Genomic DNA, 20500 nt, shown 5'->3' on the forward strand with positions numbered 1-20500 from the left:
AGATGAAACATAGACTCAAGATATTCCTACTTGGTTTGGGCACTATCAGTTTAACTGCATGTTCAGCAAACGCAGGACTGCAAACAAACCAGACGTCTGAGCACCAAGCAATGATGGTAGAGACTTATAGGACAAGTGAGAGTCAAATTTCATTTATCACAGAGTCTAACGGCTGCAGTGAAAACGAGGACTTTAGCCTAAAAATAGAGCAAAGCTCACAGACAGAAGCTCTTATTACTATCGTTAGAGACAAGGCGGATCATTGTAAACGAATGCCGTTTGCCAAAACTTTTACACTGCCTTTAGATGAAGAGTTGAAAGGCAAAAAACTTTCCATTACCAACCCAAAAAGCAAGTCACTGGCTAAATAGTGATTCGCTTACGAAAGGGAGCCTCGGCTCCCTTTTTGCCTATCGCAACTCAGCAATTCTCACCCTAGCGTTTTACGCCTGCTCAGACTCCACAATACGCTTAAGTGAATGCGGGTGCAGTTTGATACAAATGCCTTGGTACTTAAACGCCACTGTTGGGTTATTCAAGCGTTCGCCATCCCCTTTCGGGCTCGACAGTTTGATCTTCACACCCAGCTCTTCTAACTCATTAAAGCGTGCGCCAAACGCTGGATAAGTGTGTCTCAAATCAGCAAGAAACTCATCTGCGGTTTCGGCATGAGACGGAATCACAAACTCCACATGTTCCCAGCTTTCAGTTGGGTAGATTTTGCCTTCCGCAGGGTATGGCAGTTCCAGACACTCAATCTTCCAACCACGGCTTTCCAACGCTTTGTCGAATTCGATAACGATGATTGGACGACCGTTGATTTTCGCTTGTGAAATCACCTTACCGTATTGATTCCATGCTTCATGCGCGGCTTTTGCTGTTTCAGTATCATTAATTCGCAGCGCAATATGGTCAGCTTGAGCAAAGCTCAGATCCAGTTTTAACAGGGATGCAAGCTCTTCAATCTTCGCCATAAATTCATCCAGATCTTGGATCATCAATTTAGGCGCTAGGCGTTTTTCAACTAGTTGAGTCGTCATTGTGGCTCTCTTATGGGGCGATTTATCTCATTACTCTGAGCGCAATAGTAAACGCAAACTAAGCCACATTTCCATTCAATCGAAAAAGTATAAATTTCCCCAATTCCTCTCTGTATGAAAAGCAATAAAGTTGTTATCATTAGCCCCATTTTTGTGAACTCCAACAGAACTCGGCACTTATTTCGCCGAGTTCTTCGTCCTTGAATTGAAGGAAACGCGTGTGAATATCCAAGCACTTATTAATGACAAAGTATCTCAGGCTCTAGAAGCCGCTGGCGCACCTGCAGGCAGTCCTGCGGCAGTACGCCAATCAGCAAAGCCACAATTTGGTGACTACCAAGCAAACGGCGTAATGGGCGTTGCTAAAAAACTGGGTACTAACCCACGAGAATTTGCACAGAAAGTACTGGATGTTCTAGACCTAGATGGTATTGCGAGCAAGACAGAAATCGCTGGTCCTGGTTTCATCAACATTTTCCTAAGCGAAGAGTTCCTAGCAAAACAAGCGGAAGCAGCACTGGCTGATTCACGTCTTGGCGTTGCGGCAGACGAAGCTCAAACTATCGTTGCTGACTACTCTGCACCAAACGTTGCTAAAGAAATGCACGTTGGTCACCTACGTTCAACCATCATCGGTGATGCGGTAGTACGTACTCTTGAGTTCCTAGGTCACAAAGTGATCCGTGCGAACCACATCGGCGACTGGGGTACTCAGTTCGGTATGCTTATCGCAAACCTTGAACGTGTACAACAAGAGTCTGGCGAAGTTTCTATGGAACTTGCGGACCTTGAAGGCTTCTACCGCGAATCGAAAAAGCTGTACGATGAAGATGAAGACTTCGCAGTAAAGGCGCGAAACTACGTTGTGAAACTGCAAAGCGGTGACGAGTACTGTGCAGAAATGTGGAAAAAACTCGTTGATGTAACCATGATCCAAAACCAGCGCAACTACGACCGTCTAAACGTGTCACTGACTCGTGACGACGTAATGGGCGAGAGCATGTACAACGACATGCTTCCTAAGATCGTTGCAGACCTAAAAGAACAAGGTCTTGCCGTTGAAGATGATGGCGCGCAAGTTGTATTCCTAGATGAATACAAGAACAAAGATGGCGAACCAATGGGCGTTATCGTTCAAAAACGCGATGGCGGTTTCCTATACACAACAACAGACATCGCATGTGCAAAATATCGTTATGAAGAGCTAAGCGCAGACCGTGTGCTTTACTTCATCGACTCACGTCAACACCAGCACCTAATGCAAGCTTGGACAATTGTTCGTAAAGCAGGCTACGTACCTGAGTCAGTATCTCTTGAGCACCACGCGTTCGGCATGATGCTTGGTAAAGATGGTAAGCCATTCAAGACTCGTGCGGGTGGTACCGTTCGTCTTGCCGACCTTCTAGATGAAGCAGAAGTTCGTGCAGCACAACTGATCGAATCTAAAAACCCTGAACTAGATGCGGAAGAAAAAGAGAAGATCTCTAAAACAGTTGCAATGGCAGCGGTTAAATACTCTGACTTATCTAAACACCGTACGACTGACTACGTGTTCGATTGGGACAACATGTTAGCGTTTGAAGGTAACACAGCACCATACATGCAATATGCATACACTCGCGTAGCTTCTATTTTCGCTAAAGCTGGTGTTGCTATGGACGCTCTCCAAGGTGACATCAAAATCACTGATGAGAAAGAGAAAGCACTTATTGCTAAACTTATGCAGTTCGAAGAAGCGGTTCAATCTGTCGCTCGCGAAGGCCAACCGCACATCATGTGTAGCTACCTATTCGAACTAGCAGGTCAGTTCTCTAGTTTCTACGAAGCGTGCCCTATCCTAGTTGCTGAAGACGAAGCTGTGAAACAAAGCCGTCTGAAACTAGCAGCGCTAACAGCGAAGACCATCAAGCAAGGTCTGTCTCTACTAGGTATCGATACTCTAGAGCGTATGTAAGCGATTCGAGAATCGAGAATCGAGAATCGAGAATCGAGAATCGAGAATCGAGAATCGAGAATCGAGAATCGAGAATCGAGACGATTTAGAAAGGTTGGCGTGAAAGCGTCAACCTTTTGTTTTATCTGGCGTATACTGATGTCATTCAATTCAAATCGGATAATATAATGAGTTTTGAACTGCACCCTCAATTGGCAAAAGACACTACCGTTATCGGTCACTTCCCTCTGTGTGTGGCGCTTCTGCATAAAGACAATGCTGTGCCATGGGTTATCTTGGTACCAAAACGTGCAAACCTAAAAGAGCTTCACCACTTGCCAATGAAAGAACAGCAACAGTTTTTGCTAGAGTCTCAAGCGGTAAGCCAAGCACTGGAAGCAACATTCCGTCCAGACAAGTTAAACCTCGGTGCACTAGGTAACATGGTGCCGCAACTGCACATTCACCATATCGCTCGCTTCAAAGATGACATAGCATGGCCGGGACCGGTTTGGGGTAATACCAAAGGTGAATTCCGTACAGAAGAAGAGCAAAACGAATTGCTTGGTCGTATTAAGAACGTGTTATCACTGAGCTCTATTTTCCAAAAAGCATAAGCACTGTAAGCGAAAATAATTCGCCTTTGAATACGGCTAAAATAGACAGAGAAAGATTAATACGTATTTGTAACAATCTTTCTCATTTTTCTGGGATTATCACTAAAATAAAACTTGTTTAGACTGCCCGCTCAGTTAGAGAGGGTCATCATGAAACAAGTCTTCAACACATTCCGATACGTCAGCTGGATCGCCATCATCTGTTCTATGGCTGCTTCATTCTTGCTTTTTCTTATGGGTGCAGCAAAAACCTATTCAGCATTTGCGGTCTTCATTCTTAATCAAACACCTCCAGAAGCACTCGCACATTTAGATAAAGCAGACATCGCGATCGCTTATTTGATCAAGTCACTGGATACATTTCTTGTCGCACTAGTTTTGTTCATCTTTGCTCACGGCATCTACACACTATTTATTTCCAACAAAGCTAAAGCGAAAACACAAGAGCAGTCGGTTTTGCATTGGATCAGAACCCCAAACATCGGCCATCTAAAAAACATTTTGGCTGAAGTCATCATCGTGATCTTGTTTGTGAAATTCTTAGAGCTCGTGCTGATTAACTTCGACAGCTTAGATTGGACGATCTTAACATTACCTATTTCGATTTTAGTTTTAAGTCTTGGTTTGAAGTTCCTAGGGTTAGGCGCGACTAAACACTCTGAAGAACATTAATTTCGCTGTATTCACAAACAATAACCAGCAAAATAAAAGCCGCATCATTGCTGATGCGGCTTTGTCGTTTTTACGTGATAATTTTTAGGTGACTAATTTTGATAGTCGCTACATGGTGACTGTCAGAGACAAACCATCTTGTTTAGTCACTGAGTAGCGAACTCGAGTCACGTCATGAGCTTTATTGGTGTCAACTAGGCGGCTAATTTTGCCCTTCTTAATCCACACACTTAACATCGCGTCAGCACCATCTTCACTCATCCCAAACTGCTTAGCCAGATCTGACTGGGAAACGGTTCCTTTGTCTGCAATGTATTGATAAAGCTCTTTTAAAATCATGCTACTTGCGCCTCTAATGCACCGTTTTGTTTCTTACCAACTCGTTTGAACACACGGTATGTGCCAAAGAAGATAGCTACGATCACTGCCATCCAAATGCCACTTGTCACTGGGCTATCTGCGAAATGCGTCAATTGGTTGTAGAACGTCGCACATAGGTAAGCCAAGCCCATTGTCCAAACCGCGATAAAGCGTGCGAACTTATGACCAAACTCACGTACGTAAGCCCCCATCGCCGCCACACAAGGTGTGTACAGTAGGATAAAGATTAGGTAAGCAAATGCGGCATTGCCAGAAGCAAACTGCGATTTAATGTTACCGAAGATAGAAGCATCGACTTCTTGTTCTTCGGCAACGGCATTTGAGTCAGTTAAGTCACCCACTTCAATGCCTAGTGGATCTGAGTAGCTCAAACCGGCTAGGTTTTCAGGGATACTCATTACTGCCTCTTCTAGGCTGCCCATTAGATCAAATTCTGCGTCTTCACCGTCGCTTGGCGTGGTGTATAGGCTGTTAAGCGTACCAACTACCGCCTCTTTTGCGAAGATACCGGTAATGATACCAACCGTCGCTGGCCAGTTATCTTCTTGAACACCGATTGGCGCGAATACTGGAGTAACAACTTGCGCAGCTTTAGAAAGCACCGAGTTTTCGCTGTCTTCGTTACCAAAACTGCCATCAGTACCCAATGAGTTGAAGAAACTCAGAATAGCAACAACGATAACGATGGTTTTACCTGCACCAAGTACAAAGCGCTTTAGCTTTTGCCAAGTTTTGATCACCACGTTTTGTAGCGTCGGAAGCTCGTAATCTGGCATTTCCATCACTAGGCTGTCGCTGCTACCTGGGTAAAGCGTGTGCTTAAGGAAAAGACCTGTGAAGATCGCTGCCACAATACCAAGTAGGTAAAGTGCGAATACAATGTTCTGGCCAGAACCTGGGAAGAATGCCGCAGCGAATAGCGCGTATACAGGCAGACGAGCACCACATGACATAAATGGTGCCATAGAGGCAGCCAGTTTACGCTCACGTTCTTGGTCTAGAGTACGAGTTGCCATGATTGACGGTACGTTACAGCCAAAACCAAGAACCAACGGTACAAATGCTTTGCCCGGTAGGCCGATCTTCTGCATCACTTTATCTAGTACGAATGCTGCACGAGCCATGTAACCTGAGCTCTCAAGTACCGCTAGGAAGAGGTACAAACACGCGATAACCGGAATGAAGGTTGCAACCGTCTGGATACCACCACCGATACCATCAGCAAGAACCGTCACTAACCACACAGGCAAATGACCGTCTAACAAGTGATGCCCACCATCAACCAATAATGCGCCCACACCAATGTCAAAAAAGTCGATAAATGCACTACCGATGTTAATCGAGAACATAAACATCAGGTACATAACAACAAAGAAGAAAGGAATTCCAATCCACTTGTTCAAAATAAACTGGTCGAGTCTTTCAGTCACACTACGACTTAACTTGCCTTCGCTTCGGCGAACTTTTTTACACTGTTCATGCAGATGCGTGTACTTAGTATCCGCGACATGCAAATCGATATCCAAATCTAACGTCGTAATGACTTCCAAGACTTTGCTTCTATCAATATCAGAAAGACTATTGAGCACCATTGTGTCTTTTTCAAGCGCACGAATCGCTAGTGCACGATGAGCGACGTTTTGGTCGTTAAAAAGTGCGGAAACCGTTTGAATTGCCGACTCCATCTTCTCACCGTAATGCAAAGACAATTCTTTAAGTGGCACTCCTTGAACGATGGATTTATGGAGCTTTTCTTTAAACTCTGCCACTTGAGTTTTATTGGTTGCAGATAAACTGACAACCGGACAACCTAACGTTTTCTCAAGCTCTGCAACGTTAATCATCTGACGTTCACGCTTTAGCGCATCCATCTTGTTGAGGACAACAATCATAGGGCGACCAAGTTCGCGAAGTTGCAGCGTCATGTATAAGCTGCGCTCTAAACTTGTAGCATCCACCACGTTAATAATGAGATCAGCAGGATGAGTTAGAACCGCACGCGATGCGATGGATTCATCAATACTATTACTATCATTACCACTGTCTAATGAGTAAATACCCGGAAGGTCAGTGAGCAAAAACTCATCCCCAGCATGCTTGAATTGTCCCGTTTTCTTTTCAACCGTGACGCCTGCCCAGTTACCAACTTGCTGTTTTGCGCCAGTTAAACCATTAAATAGCGTCGTTTTACCACTATTAGGGTTACCTACGGTTAGCACTTGATATTGCATTACACTCGCTCCACTTCAATTTTCTGAGCAATTGTTTCTCGCAATGCGACAGACACACCACGGACTTCGACTTGTAAAGGATCGCCCATTGGCGCACGTCGAATCACTTTGACTTCTGTATTGGGAAGCAGCCCCATTACCATGAGTTTCTTTCTGATATCTGATGAAAGACCATCTAACAACCGAATCGTCACCGTATCGCCAGGATTAATCTCTGATAACTTCATAGTGGCCCTTAAGAGTATTGCTAATGAGAAATATTATTATTTAATAAGTTTAGGTTGCCAATATTACTCCCCTATACCCCTTCAATCCTTGTGTGAAATCAAAGATTCCGTAAATGTTTTCACGCTTTCAAACGTTAACTTCGTAAATTTCCTCTCGTTATTTACGTCAAAATTAACAATTACAAATGACACCTAACGAAACAAAAATGTCACAAACCAAGACAGAAAACAAAAAATTCAAATTAAAACAATGGCTTAAGTAAAAAACCAAACGTTGTCGCTTTTCTCATATAAACATGGCGTTATTTTTATAAGAAAAATAAGTAACCTCTCGTATAGTTACTCCATCGAGAGGGCAACCTCTCTAATAAATTCCAGAGGTGGCATGGCAACATGTCACTCCGGCAGCAAGCGAAGGTGTCCTTGACACCCGTGGTATAGTCCCCCCGGCTATACCACGATATTTTTTTTCACCTCTTTCAAAACTTCTTTACCTTATTCATCTTTTCAACACAGTTTTCGTTTTCACGAATGTCGCATGCCATCACTCCCCCAAATGAACCACGCTCTTTTGATACAGCAATACAACTGTCATTTATTTGTTGCAACTATCAGTAAATCATTCTCTTGAAGCCATTTATGCTTATTGCTATGAACATCGCGACTAACAGATAGAACGTGATCGTGCTTACGTGTTGAGAATGGATTTGTAGGCTAGATGTGATGAAGAAACAATGAAACTTACTGCGTTAGCAACTGCAGCAATAATAGAGCACTGTATGCAGCTCCCCAGCATCTTAACTATTAACTAGGGAGCGTATAATGAAGGTTTTCTAGTTAATTTCTTGGCTTTCTTGAGTCAAAGCAAACTTGGAAGGGGGCAAACCAAAATGCAGCTTAAACTTTTGGCTAAAGTAAGATGGATCATTAAAGCCACAGTTAAAGGCGACTTCACTGATTTTCTCACCCGCCAATAACTGTTCACACGCCGTTTCTAAACGAACCTCTGTGACATAGTCTTTTAACGTTCTTGACGAGGCAGATTTAAAACGTCTCTGCAAAGAGCGTTCAGACATATACAGCATTTTAGCGGCTGACGCAGTGCCAAATTCAGGATCATGGTAATGCTCTGCCACTAATTGATAGACTTTTTGCAACCACTCTTTCTCTGGTGTGACTTGATCTTCTGCAATAGTTACAGGATTGAGTTCTTGCTGCGGTTCATCCAGATAACTACTTTCCTTCGCAGATGGCCATGTAATCTCGACTTTGTTTTGAGCATCAGAAGAGAAGACAGCCAAATAACCACCACTCGTTGTCACTAGTTGGGCAAGGTGGTCAATACTCAACTCAGAGTGATTTAAGTTAGATGGAAGCCCAGTCGCGACTTTATTAGGTAATTGCGTCCCGTAATCAAGAAAGCTCAATGACACAATATCATGCCCCTTTTCTAGCATAATTCTAACCGTTTGACCCCGGAAAGAGCGCTTGATGATATTGGCAAAAATGCTATTGAAAATAACATCAAGATTAAAGCTTTCCAGAGCAACCCGGCTCTGCTTACTCTCATCTTCTAGCTCTACCAAAATACCCGCTTTTGCAAAGTCATCTTGCCATACATCAACCACTGACTGAGTTATCTGACTCAAGTTGTAGTTCTGACTCCCACCACTTACATCACTTGGAACACTTTTGAGTTCATTTAACTGCCAATTCGTTTTAGCCAAATGATCCTCTGTCGCAGTATCCAGAGGCATAGGTAGTTTCGCCACAATAAAGTCGACGCTTGATTTTATGGATAGAGCTACATGGTCTACGAGTAGGTTTCTAACTTGAATCTGTTTACGTAATTGCTGGTTGCTCGTAAGCAACACTCTACTTTGATGTCTTAACTGATTCGTTTTGAGAGTCACTTGAGCTGCTAGATCACGGTTAGCCTGTACAACGTAGCGAGAGCGCCAGAAAACAAGTAATGCGACGACCGCAATACTAGCTACGACAAAGCCTAAAATAGCAAATCGCGATAGATACCAAGGATGAAGGACGATAAAGTGAGATTCTAAACCAACGACTCCAGCGGCAACTTGAGACTCATTACTGACCTGCAAGTGATATTCACCGGAACTAAGGTGCTCGAGTGTCAGTTGGCCCCCCTCTAACGTTTGCCATGGGTCATCGTTGTTCAATCGATAGTACAAATTTTGACTGTCTGGTTTTGGCATCACACCGAATAAAAAACTCAGCGAAGATCCATATGGCAGTGTGATCCCATTCAGATCGGCACTACCAACTTGCAGAACTTCATTTTCAAGCACAACTTGGCTAACAATAAACTTAGACTCTGGGGGATTAGATACAAGCAGCTTGGATGCTTCTGCTTTTACGAGTCCGTACTTCGACCCCAGAACAAGCTCTCGCTCACCAATTTCTGTCTGCTGTATAACGCTACAAATACCAGGGAGGAACTCATTGTTCATTAAGCCTGATGACGATGCGTAATGTTTCACTAACTCACCCGAAAGGTGGTAATAGCTTAAACCGACAGAGGAAGCTAACCATACACCTTGCCTGTCTCTGATCAAGCAAGCAGGTCTGGCGTTGGGCTCACTCATTTCAACAACACGTTTTTCATCGCTTCGTGTATCAGTTTTAAACACACCATAAGATGAAGCAAACCACTGGCTGCCATCAACCGCCGTGGTCATGTCTAATGATTCACCAAACTTTTCTGAAAAACGGATAAACTGGATGTTGTCATTACTGTATTGGTATACGCCATGATCGGTGCCTATTAATAGGGCATCTTCAGTATCATATAGGCGCGTAACCTTAGCAGGCAAATACTGACTTACTAGCCACTCACTTCCAAAGTTTCGTACGCTTTGTGCAGCAGTATCAACATTGTAAAGATGGTATCCGCTTGATACCCAAAGACGGTCATCACCATCAACGGTCACATGCTCTACGGCATGTCCGGCCATAACCTGTAAATAAGGAAATGTAATCTTGTTGAGACCATTTAGCTCAAATATTTCCAGCCCTTTTGAGGTTGCAAGCCAAAGCATGCCGTTTTGAAACGCAAATTCATTGATCTGCGACTCCAACTCTAAGACTTGGTTAATCCCACTCTTTCCTGAACGATAAATCTTTCGGTCATCAGCAAACCAAAGCGCACCATCAGGACCTTCAATAGTTTGCCGAATTCGTCCTGATAGGGTGTGTGAGTCATAACTACTAAAGGTCACTCGTTCAAATTTTTTACTAAATAGCGAGTAATAACGAATACCTTGGTTAGTCGCAATCCACATCCCTCCCATATTGTCACTCAACAACGAATAAATCTTCGTGTTATCTAACTCTAACTCAAGAAAACTTGCAGGCGCGACTTCGGTGACCTCACCTGAAAAAAATGAGTACAAATAAAGGCCATGCTCTGTCCCCACCCAGTACTCTTGATTTGTCTCTGCGAATGTCAAAACATGTGAGCCGCCAATTCTAATCACTTCTTTATCAGGCTGGTAAATGTTGAAAATTAAAGCGCCACGCAATGTACCTATCAAAATTTCTCTTCGCGTGTGTGAATAATAGACTTTCTCAATGTAGTTTTGACCTGAGGCAGCGACATGGTCAAACTTATCACCTTCAGAAAGATAGAAGCCGGAAGTCGTTGCTAGTGCCCACTTCGTTTCAACTAGCACCGCATCATTAATGTAAACGTAGCTATTATTACTATGTTGATAGAGCTGCAATAGAGAGAAAGAGTTTAACTCGCTAGTGTCGATATTGTAGGTATAGAAATGCGCGCCATCACTCACCCAAATATAGTTCTTTGAAGACCCTATTTTTCTTATTTGTGAGCCTGGATTTAAACTAAAGACTAAACGTCGCTCCTGATTTGGATAAGTTCGATAGACCTCATTTTCAATAAAGGTCCAAAAAGCACCTTTATGATAGGCCAACTGCTTGGCCGACGTTTGTAGGAAGCTACCTGATTTAGGCAATATAGTTTGACCATCGTAAAACAGGACTCTCCCGTGTACGTCATGAATCCACAAACCGCCCTTTTCACCCAAGAACAACTTTTTAGCCGCGATAAAAGTACCCTTTGCCTGAGTTGGCAAAGGGTAAAAGATTGCATTTGCATTATGAAGCGCAAATGCTTGGTAGGATAAGACAAAGCCCAACAGAGCAAGGGCTAATTGGCGTAGCAAGACGAAAACCTTTTGTATCAATTTGTGCTCTGAAAGTGACCGTTCATCGTTTGTAAAACATGGATTGATACGGTTATTTTGAGCTGATAATTATTGGTAATGATATCTCAATTACTTTCTGAGAAAAGGCTCGCCTTACCAAAGGTTGTAATTCTTACTACTGGATCACGTTAAAAAGACTACTCCTACATTACGACAGCACTTAATCTGACTTTTTGTTCAAGCATTGCTCAAAACTATTCGCCATATTGTTGAGAAAAGTAAAGTAACTGCCAGGTTTTGCTTCAATTGTACTCCCTAACGGGTCAAGCTCGCCTTTAGCGACATCACTGCCTCTCATTACGCTCTGAACGACAGCCGGGGTAAACTGAGGTTCAGAAAATACACAAGCCACATCTCCACCACTTAGCTTTTGACGAATTTGAATTAAGGTCTTCGCTCCTGGCTTGCGTTCTGGGCTCACAGTAAAATGCCCCATTTGATTTAGTTCATAACGATCTTCGAAATAACCGTAAGCATCATGGAATACAAAGTAACCTTTGTTTTTTACTGGTGCCAGCTTCTGCTTTATCTGTTGGTCAGTGTCTTTTAGCTCGAGTTCAAACTTTTTGAGGTTCGCTTGATATTGAGCTGCATTTTCCGGATCAAGTGATACAAGTTGATTCACAACAGCCTTGGCCACTTGTTGTGCTTGGCTTACACCTAGCCAAAAGTGCGGATCATGTGAGCCATGATCGTGCCCATCATGGTCATGGTTGTGCTCACTATCAAATTCACGCAATTCTAGATTTGGAATTTGACTAATAGTCAAAGTATTCGATCTATCCGAAACAACTTTCTCTAGAAACGGTTCAAGATCATGTCCGTACCAGATAACCAAATCAGCCGAAGCGACCTTTTTAACATCCGATGGACGCAAAGCATAGTCATGGGGTGATGTGTTAGACTGCAATAGCACGTCTGGTGAAGTTACTCCTTGAGTAAGCTCTGTTACTAACAACTGAATAGGTTTGATACTCGTCAGTACCGTTACCGCCTGTGCTGGCAGTGTTAACATTGCTGAGGCAGCAAGAATTAATGCTCTTTTCATAGTTTTACTTGGGATATGGCGTGGAAAGTGAGATAATGTTACATTATAACATTATTGATTTGCAAATGAGTTTCATTCATGTCTTCCTTAGTCCATCTTGAGCAGTTATGCGTCGAGTTCGATGGCCGCAGAGTTCTCGATAACATTAGTATGGAATTAGAAAAGGGCAAAATAACTACCCTAATTGGTCCCAATGGAGCGGGAAAATCAACGTTAGTCAAAGTTATCTTAGGTCTTCAAAAGCCGACTAGCGGCAAGTTGAACCGACAAAGAAAACTGAAAATTGGTTACGTTCCTCAAAAGTTGAAGCTCAATGACTCCCTTCCATTGAATGTAACCCGCTTCCTAAATTTAGCAGGAAAATACAGTAAGCAGGAGTGCATTGATGCATTAAGGCTTGTTGGCGCTGAACATTTACTTAATAGTAATATGCATCGCTTATCCGGTGGTGAAAACCAACGAGTGTTACTGGCGCGCGCTCTGCTTCAGCGTCCTCAGCTGTTGGTATTAGACGAACCAGCTCAGGGTGTGGATATCCAAGGTCAAATCGATCTCTATGACTTAATTGAGAGCATTCGTCATCGCTTTGATTGTGGCGTATTTATGGTGTCGCATGACTTACATTTAGTGATGGCGAAAACGGACGATGTTATTTGTCTGCATCACCATGTTTGCTGCTCAGGTTCACCTGCCACTATTACTCAGCACCCTTCTTACATCGCACTATTTGGCAATGCAGCGAGAGAGTCTCTCGCGTTTTATCATCACGACCATGAGCACCATCATCACGATTTATCCGGAACGCCAGTAAGCGGTGATGCGACATCATGCTCCCACCATAAACACGGACATCACCATCATGATTGAGTTTCTCCTACCTTCTATCCTTGCTGGTATTGGTATCGCGATCATTGCCGGTCCACTTGGGTCATTTGTCGTTTGGCGTAAAATGGCTTACTTCGGAGATACCCTAGCTCATGCATCGTTAATGGGCCTAGCGCTGGGCTTCTTGCTCAACGTAAATCTCTACCTTGCGCTACTCGTCTGCTGTTTAGCTCTGGCCGTTTTGCTTGTCACTCTGCAAAAGCAACAACTTGTGGCTACAGACACGTTGTTAGGTATCTTGGCACACAGTGCACTCTCTATCGGTTTAGTATCGGTTAGCTTTTTGGAAAACGTGCGCGTCGATTTAATGAGCTACCTATTTGGGGACTTACTTGCCGTCTCTCCACAAGATCTGATGTTTATTTACGCAGGTGTTGTTGCGGTAAGCGCGTGTTTGTACGTCTTCTGGCGCCCACTGCTTTCTAGCACTGTCAGTGAAGAACTTGCCGCTGTTGAGGGCGTGAATACAGACTTAGTTAGATTGGTGTTAATGCTAATGGTGGGTGTAGTAATCGCAGTAGGTATGAAGTTCGTTGGCGCGTTGATCATGACTTCGCTCCTAATTATCCCAGCCGCAACAGCACGTAAAGTCTCTTCATCACCAGAGCAAATGGCATTGTTCGCATCCATTATTGGCTCTGTGGCAGTACTGATGGGGCTTAGCCTATCATGGCACTTCGATACACCGGCCGGCCCTTCCGTAGTGATCAGCGCAACATCCTTATTTATGCTGAGCCAGCTGATTAAAAGCAAAGCATAATCGCATTGAGTATTAAACGCGAAAGACCTTGCTAACAACAAACATAAATCCACGGAAACGGAAAAAGAAAAGCCTGCGAAGTCGCAGGCTTTTTAATACTTATTAAGCAGTGTGGTCGATTACCAACCCGTCACTTCACGTAGACCTTGGCCAATCTCTGCTAGAGATTTCACAGTTTTAACGCCAGCCGCTTCTAGTGCAGCAAATTTGTCTTCAGCAGTACCTTTACCACCAGAGATAATCGCACCAGCATGGCCCATACGCTTACCAGGAGGCGCAGTTACACCAGCAATGTAAGAAACCACTGGCTTCGTTACATTTTCTTTAATGTATGCTGCTGCTTCTTCTTCTGCAGTACCACCGATCTCACCGATCATAACGATCGCTTCTGTCTCAGGGTCTTCTTGGAACAGTTTTAGGATATCAATGAAGTTTGAACCCGGGATTGGGTCACCACCGATACCAACACAAGTAGACTGGCCGAAACCTTCGTCAGTGGTTTGTTTAACTGCTTCGTAAGTTAGAGTACCGCTACGAGATACAATACCTACTTTGCCTTTCTTGTGGATGTGACCAGGCATGATACCGATCTTACACTCATCAGGAGTGATAACGCCCGGACAGTTAGGACCAATCATGCGAACGCCAGTTTCTTCTAGCTTCACTTTTACGTCGATCATATCTGTAGTAGGGATACCTTCAGTAATCGTTACGATTAGCTCGATACCCGCGTCAATCGCTTCTAGGATTGCATCTTTACAGAAAGGTGCTGGTACGTAGATGACTGTCGCTGTTGCGCCAGTCGCTTCTACTGCTTCACGAACTGTGTTGAATACAGGAAGACCTAGGTGAGTTTGGCCACCTTTACCTGGAGACACACCGCCAACCATTTGCGTACCGTATGCGATAGCTTGCTCTGAGTGGAAAGTACCTTGACCACCAGTGAACCCCTGACAGATTACTTTAGTGTCTTTGTTAATTAATACAGACATTATTTAGCCTCCGCAGCAGCAACAACTTTCTGAGCAGCATCAGTTAGCGACTCAGCAGCAATGATATCAACATCAGAATTAGCAAGAACTTCGCGACCTAGGTCAGCGTTAGTGCCTTCAAGACGAACAACAACAGGTACGCTTACGCCTACCTCTTTAACCGCGCCGATAATACCTTCTGCGATCATGTCACAACGTACAATACCACCGAAGATGTTAACAAGTACCGCTTTCACATTGTCATCAGATAGGATGATCTTGAATGCTTCAGCAACACGCTCTTTCGTCGCGCCGCCACCTACATCTAAGAAGTTAGCTGGTTTGCCGCCGTGTAGGTTTACGATATCCATCGTACCCATTGCTAGGCCTGCACCGTTAACCATACAGCCAACGTTACCGTCTAGTGCTACGTAGTTCAGCTCCCACTGAGCTGCGTGTGCTTCACGCTCATCTTCTTGTGAAGGATCGTGCATTTCACGAAGCTTAGGCTGACGATACAGTGCGTTTGAGTCGATGTTGATCTTACCGTCAAGACATAGCAAGTTGCCTTCACCAGTAATCACAAGTGGGTTGATCTCTAGCAGAGCAAGATCGTACTGAGAAAACATAGTGCCAAGACCCATAAAGATCTTAACGAATTGTTTGATTTGGTCGCCTTCAAGACCAAGTTTGAACGCTAGCTCACGACCTTGGTAAGCTTGTGGACCTACTAGTGGGTCAATTGCTGCTTTGTGGATGAGTTCCGGCGTTTCTTCCGCAACTTTTTCAATTTCCACACCACCTTCGGTAGAAGCCATGAAAACGATCTTACGGCTAGCACGGTCAACTACCGCACCTAGGTATAGTTCGTTCGCAATATTTGAAGCTTCTTCAACAAGGATTTTTGTTACTGGCTGACCGTTAGCGTCAGTTTGGTAAGTCACTAGGTTTTTACCTAACCACTTCTGTGCAAACTCTTTAACGCCTTCTTTTGTATCGTGTAGCTCTACGCCACCCGCTTTACCACGGCCACCAGCGTGAACCTGACATTTAACTACTTTCTTGGCTGTACTAATACGGCCTGCGGCTTCAAAAGCTTCTTGTGGTGTATCACACGCGTAGCCTTCTGGCACAGGCAAACCGAATTCTGCAAACAGCTGTTTGGCTTGGTATTCATGCAAATTCATTTCGATATTCCGTTTGTTTTTCCCTTAAGGGATTTATTATTTCCATAACGCTGCAGTCTTGGCTGCTTGTACGTCTGTAGGGTCTTCTCAAATCAATCCTTCATCATGAGTTCTCATACTGAAGGATTCAAATGAAGGCCAAACGTTGAGCTAGTCTAGCCATTGAAATTTTTAACGTCTAGCTACCTACGATAACTAGACGTTTTAGCGATATTAAACGTCTAATAGGAGACGTGCTGGGTCCTCTAGTAACTCTTTAATCGTTACTAGGAAGCCAACTGATTCACGACCATCAATTAGGCGGTGATCGTAAGATAACGCTAGGTACATCATCGGCAAGATTTCAACTTTGCCATCCACTGCCATCGGACGCTCTTGGATCTTATGCATACCAAGAATCGCTGATTGAGGTGGGTTGATGATTGGTGTAGACATTAGTGAACCGAACACACCACCGTTTGTGATAGTGAAGTTACCGCCCATTAGCTCGTCTACCGTTAGCTTGCCATCACGACCTTTAATAGCCAGCTCTTTGATGCCTTTTTCAACATCAGCGAAACCAAGCTTGTCACAGTCTTTTAGGACAGGTGTAACTAGACCACGTGGCGTTGATACCGCCATGCTAATGTCGAAGTAGTTGTGGTAAACAATGTCATCGCCATCAATCGAAGCATTTACTTCTGGGTAACGCTTAAGCGCTTCTGTTACTGCTTTCACGTAAAAAGACATGAAGCCCAAACGAATACCGTGACGCTCTTCGAACTGATCTTTGTACTGCTTACGAAGGTCCATGATTGGTTTCATGTTCACTTCGTTAAACGTCGTTAGCATTGCCGTGTTGTTCTTCGCTTCTAGCAGACGGTTAGCGACTGTCTTACGAAGGCGAGTCATTGGAACACGCTTCTGACTGCGAGCCGCTGCCGGCACGTCAACCACTGCTGGCGAGTCTTCTTTTGACGCAGATTTAGCGTTCGCAAGATGCGCTTCAATATCTTCGCGCGTAATACGACCACCAACACCAGTACCTTTCACTTGGCTTGCTTCTAAGCCATGTTCAGCCAATAAACGGCGCACTGCTGGGCTTAATGCGTCATTACTTTCTTCGCTAAGCGCAGCTTTGTGACGCTTATCAGGAGATGCTTCAGTACCTTCTGTTTTGTCTGCAGTTGGTTCACCTGCAACTGCGCCTGGCTTCAATTTAGCAATGATTTGTTTAGAAAGTACTGTCGCACCTTCTGCTTCAACAATAGCTTCTAAAACGCCAGCTTCCGGAGCTGGAACTTCTAGCACAACTTTGTCTGTTTCGATGTCAACCAAAACCTCGTCACGCTCTACTGCGTCGCCTGGTTGTTTGTGCCATGTCGCTACGGTTGCATCAGCAACTGATTCAGGTAAATCTGGAACCAGAATTTCAATTGTCATATCTGTTTCTTCCTTTAACTTCTAGTTCTTAATTCGAAGTTTTTGAGTTCACGTTCAGAGCGTCTTCAACCAACGCTTTTTGTTGTTTCAAGTGCACCGACATGTAGCCAACTGCTGGCGAAGCAGAAGCTGGGCGACCTGCGTATTTAAGATTTGCACCTGCAGGAATAGCGGCACGGAAGTTATGTTGGCTACAGTACCAAGCACCTTGGTTCTGAGGTTCTTCCTGACACCACACGAAGTCTTCAACGTTAGTGTATTGAGCAATTGCTGCTTGTACTTCTTCCATTGGGAATGGGTAAAGCTGTTCAATACGCACGATAGCAACATCGTCTTGCTCGTTGTTACGGCGCTGCTCTAGTAGGTCAAAGTAAACCTTACCAGCACAGAACACGACACGTTTCACTTTGCTTGGTTCTAAATCATCTACTTCTGGAATTGCAGATTGGAATGTACCATCCGCCAAGTCTTCAATCGTTGAAGTACATAGAGGGTGGCGCAGCAAAGATTTCGGCGACATTACAATGAGAGGTCGACGCATTGGGCGTACAACCTGACGACGAATCATGTGGTACACCTGAGCCGGTGTTGAAGGAACCACAACCTGCATATTTTGCTCAGCACAAAGCTGAAGGTAACGCTCTAAACGTGCAGATGAGTGCTCAGGACCTTGACCTTCATAACCATGAGGTAGAAGCATAGTAAGACCGCACAAACGCGCCCACTTTTGCTCGCCTGACGAGATAAACTGGTCGATAACAACTTGTGCACCGTTGGCAAAATCACCAAACTGTGCTTCCCAGATAGTTAAACCACCTGGTTCGGCTGTTGCGTAACCGTATTCAAACGCCAACACAGCTTCTTCTGACAATACTGAGTCAAAGACTTGGAATGGCCCTTGGTTGTCATGAATATTCGCTAATGGAATGTAAGTGCTTGCATCGGTTTGGTTATGAAGAACCGAGTGACGGTGGAAGAAAGTACCACGCCCCGAGTCCTGACCAGAAAGACGAATACGCTTGCCATCGTCAACCAATGTAGCATACGCCAATGTTTCAGCCATACCCCAGTCAATAGCTTTTTCACCGGTCATCATTGCTAGACGATCGTTGTATAGCTTATTAACACGGCTTTGCAGTTTATGGCTTTCTGGGTACTGACACAGACGATTGCCTAGCTCAATAAGGCGTGTCTTGTCGTATTTTGAATCCCACTCCATATCCCATTCGTGCCCTAAGTAAGGGGACCAGTCTACAGAGTGCAACGCCATTGGACGCCATTCTTTAACAACCACTTCACCGCGATCTAATGCATCGCGATACTCATTGACTAACTGAGTCGCCGTCTCGATATCTGACTCATTTTTGTCGATCAGAACATCTGCATACAATTTGCGTGGTGTAGGATGCTTTTTGATTTTCTGGTACATCAAAGGCTGAGTCGCATTTGGCTCATCCGCCTCATTGTGGCCGTGGCGACGGTAACATACAAGATCGATCACGACATCGCGCTTGAACTCGTTACGGTAATCCAATGCAATGCGAGTAACAAAAGCAACTGCTTCTGGGTCATCTGCATTTACATGGAAAATTGGCGCCTGCACCATCTTCGCGATATCGGTACAGTACATCGTAGAACGCGTGTCACGAGGATTAGACGTCGTAAAGCCTACTTGGTTGTTGATGACGATACGTACCGTACCACCAACTTGGAACCCACGAGCAAGAGACATGTTGAACGTTTCGGCAACCACACCCTGACCAGCGATTGCAGAATCACCGTGGATGGTGATAGGAAGCACTTTGCTACCTTGATTATCACCCAAGCGATCTTGACGTGCTCGAACTGAGCCCATGACTACTGGGTTTACGATTTCTAGGTGCGACGGGTTAAATGCAAGTGCTAAGTGAACATCACCGCCAGGAGTCGCAAAATCAGCAGAGAAACCTTGGTGATATTTCACATCACCCGTACCCCAAGTTTCGTCGTGTTTACCGGCGAACTCATCAAACAGGTCTTGAGGTTTCTTACCAAGTACGTTCACCAGCATGTTCAAACGACCGCGGTGAGCCATACCGATAACCACTTCACGCATTCCACTTGTACCCGCATGACGGATCAACTCTTTCGTCATCGGAATCAGCGCATCACCACCTTCTAAAGAGAAACGTTTTGCACCTGGGAATTTCGCCCCGAGGTAACGCTCCAAACCTTCAGCGGCTGTTAGCTCTTCTAGGAATGTGCGCTTCTCATCTTTGTTGAATGATGGCTGGCCTACGACAGACTCAAGGCGTTGCTGAATCCAACGCTTTTGCTCTGTGTCAGTCATGTGCATGTATTCAGCACCGATGGAACCGCAATAAGTTTTGTTGAGGGCTTCATAGATATCTTTCAACTTCATGGTTTCTTGCCCAACAGCAAAAGAACCTACGTTGAAAGTTTCTTCGAAGTCATCTTCGGTAAGATTATGAAAAGCAGGGTCTAACTCCGCCACTGTTGGGCGTTGCCATAGACCTAGTGGGTCTAATTCTGCAGCTTCATGCCCGCGGAAACGGTATGCGTTGATTAGCTGTAGAACTTTTACTTGTTTTGCATCGACATCTGGGTCACTAACTTGGACATTGTAATGCTTTGTTTCTCTAGCGAGTCGTCGGAAGTAGTCACGGACACGTGAATGTGGTTGTTCTGCCACTTCTTCTGATGGCTTAGGCAAGCCTTCAAAAACACGTTTCCACTCCTCACTTACCAGATCGGGATCACTTAGATACAGTTCGTAGAGGTCCTCTACATACGTTGCATTGGCGCCAGCCAAGTGTGAAGACTCGAGCCATGCCTTCATCACGCCGTTGTGCATATTTTCCCTTAACCAGTAG

At 44.5% G+C, this 20500-nt stretch carries 16 protein-coding genes; 6 read left to right on the top strand and 10 right to left on the bottom strand.

The window, feature by feature from the left end; genetic code table 11:
- Nucleotides 1-2: 2 nt before the first annotated feature.
- Nucleotides 3-371 (top strand): hypothetical protein, encoded by a 369-nt coding sequence (locus tag R7070_RS10430; protein ID WP_017819944.1) that lies wholly within the window; start codon nt 3-5, stop codon nt 369-371.
- Nucleotides 372-443: 72 nt separating this feature from the next.
- Here the strand turns inward: R7070_RS10430 and R7070_RS10435 are convergent, their stop codons facing one another.
- Entirely contained in the window at nt 444-1040 is a 597-nt protein-coding gene (locus tag R7070_RS10435) for a VOC family protein (RefSeq protein WP_256900425.1), read from the bottom strand.
- A gap of 220 nt (nt 1041-1260) precedes the next feature.
- On the opposite strand from R7070_RS10435, the gene argS reads away from it, so the two are divergent.
- The 3 genes from argS to R7070_RS10450 all read left to right on the top strand — a co-directional run bounded on the left by argS (nt 1261) and on the right by R7070_RS10450 (nt 4262).
- Nucleotides 1261-2994, top strand: coding sequence for an arginine--tRNA ligase (gene argS / locus R7070_RS10440; RefSeq protein WP_005388349.1), 1734 nt, complete (start codon nt 1261-1263; stop codon nt 2992-2994).
- 167 nt (nt 2995-3161) lie between these two features.
- Entirely contained in the window at nt 3162-3590 is a 429-nt protein-coding gene (locus R7070_RS10445; protein ID WP_039841466.1) for an HIT family protein, read from the top strand.
- Nucleotides 3591-3740: 150 nt separating this feature from the next.
- Nucleotides 3741-4262, top strand: coding sequence for a YqhA family protein (locus tag R7070_RS10450; RefSeq protein WP_042523163.1), 522 nt, complete (start codon nt 3741-3743; stop codon nt 4260-4262).
- A 108-nt stretch (nt 4263-4370) separates the two neighbouring features.
- Here R7070_RS10450 and R7070_RS10455 read toward each other — a convergent pair whose 3' ends face one another.
- From R7070_RS10455 to znuA, 5 genes are all read right to left on the bottom strand, one after another.
- Nucleotides 4371-4601 carry a FeoC-like transcriptional regulator gene (locus R7070_RS10455; RefSeq protein WP_005426709.1) on the bottom strand — a complete coding sequence of 77 codons (231 nt, stop codon included), beginning with the start codon at nt 4599-4601 and terminating at the stop codon, nt 4371-4373.
- Nucleotides 4598-6874 carry a Fe(2+) transporter permease subunit FeoB gene (gene feoB, locus R7070_RS10460; RefSeq protein ID WP_053307516.1) on the bottom strand — a complete coding sequence of 759 codons (2277 nt, stop codon included), beginning with the start codon at nt 6872-6874 and terminating at the stop codon, nt 4598-4600. Before feoB ends, R7070_RS10455 begins: the two co-directional genes overlap by 4 nt.
- Nucleotides 6874-7101, bottom strand: coding sequence for a ferrous iron transport protein A (locus tag R7070_RS10465; protein ID WP_005382190.1), 228 nt, complete (start codon nt 7099-7101; stop codon nt 6874-6876). The genes feoB and R7070_RS10465 overlap by 1 nt, the downstream gene beginning before the upstream one ends.
- Before the next feature lie 833 nt (nt 7102-7934).
- Entirely contained in the window at nt 7935-11312 is a 3378-nt protein-coding gene (locus tag R7070_RS10470; protein ID WP_085569962.1) for an AraC family transcriptional regulator, read from the bottom strand.
- 202 nt (nt 11313-11514) lie between these two features.
- The gene (gene znuA / locus R7070_RS10475) at nt 11515-12402 is read right to left on the bottom strand and encodes a zinc ABC transporter substrate-binding protein ZnuA (protein WP_033906913.1); all 888 of its coding nucleotides are present in this window, start codon (nt 12400-12402) and stop codon (nt 11515-11517) included.
- A 78-nt stretch (nt 12403-12480) separates the two neighbouring features.
- On the opposite strand from znuA, the gene znuC reads away from it, so the two are divergent.
- Nucleotides 12481-13269: a zinc ABC transporter ATP-binding protein ZnuC gene (znuC, locus tag R7070_RS10480; RefSeq protein WP_005382185.1), complete on the top strand. Its 789-nt coding sequence runs from the start codon at nt 12481-12483 to the stop codon at nt 13267-13269.
- Nucleotides 13262-14047, top strand: a complete 786-nt coding sequence (gene znuB, locus R7070_RS10485; RefSeq protein WP_005382183.1) for a zinc ABC transporter permease subunit ZnuB — start codon at nt 13262-13264, stop codon at nt 14045-14047. Before znuC ends, znuB begins: the two co-directional genes overlap by 8 nt.
- 119 nt (nt 14048-14166) lie before the next feature.
- On the opposite strand, the gene sucD is transcribed toward znuB, so the two are convergent.
- From sucD to sucA, 4 genes are all read right to left on the bottom strand, one after another.
- The gene (gene sucD / locus R7070_RS10490; protein ID WP_005382181.1) at nt 14167-15039 is read right to left on the bottom strand and encodes a succinate--CoA ligase subunit alpha; all 873 of its coding nucleotides are present in this window, start codon (nt 15037-15039) and stop codon (nt 14167-14169) included.
- Nucleotides 15039-16205 carry an ADP-forming succinate--CoA ligase subunit beta gene (sucC, locus tag R7070_RS10495; protein WP_005382179.1) on the bottom strand — a complete coding sequence of 389 codons (1167 nt, stop codon included), beginning with the start codon at nt 16203-16205 and terminating at the stop codon, nt 15039-15041. The genes sucD and sucC overlap by 1 nt, the downstream gene beginning before the upstream one ends.
- A 213-nt stretch (nt 16206-16418) precedes the next feature.
- Nucleotides 16419-17627, bottom strand: a complete 1209-nt coding sequence (odhB, locus tag R7070_RS10500) for a 2-oxoglutarate dehydrogenase complex dihydrolipoyllysine-residue succinyltransferase (protein WP_005382177.1) — start codon at nt 17625-17627, stop codon at nt 16419-16421.
- 28 nt (nt 17628-17655) lie between these two features.
- Complete coding sequence (gene sucA / locus R7070_RS10505) at nt 17656-20481, bottom strand: 2-oxoglutarate dehydrogenase E1 component (RefSeq protein WP_005382176.1); 2826 nt, start codon at nt 20479-20481, stop codon at nt 17656-17658.
- Nucleotides 20482-20500 lie beyond the last annotated feature (19 nt).

The organism is Vibrio sp. 1557, assembly GCF_033340175.1.
GTDB lineage: Bacteria > Pseudomonadota > Gammaproteobacteria > Enterobacterales > Vibrionaceae > Vibrio > Vibrio alginolyticus.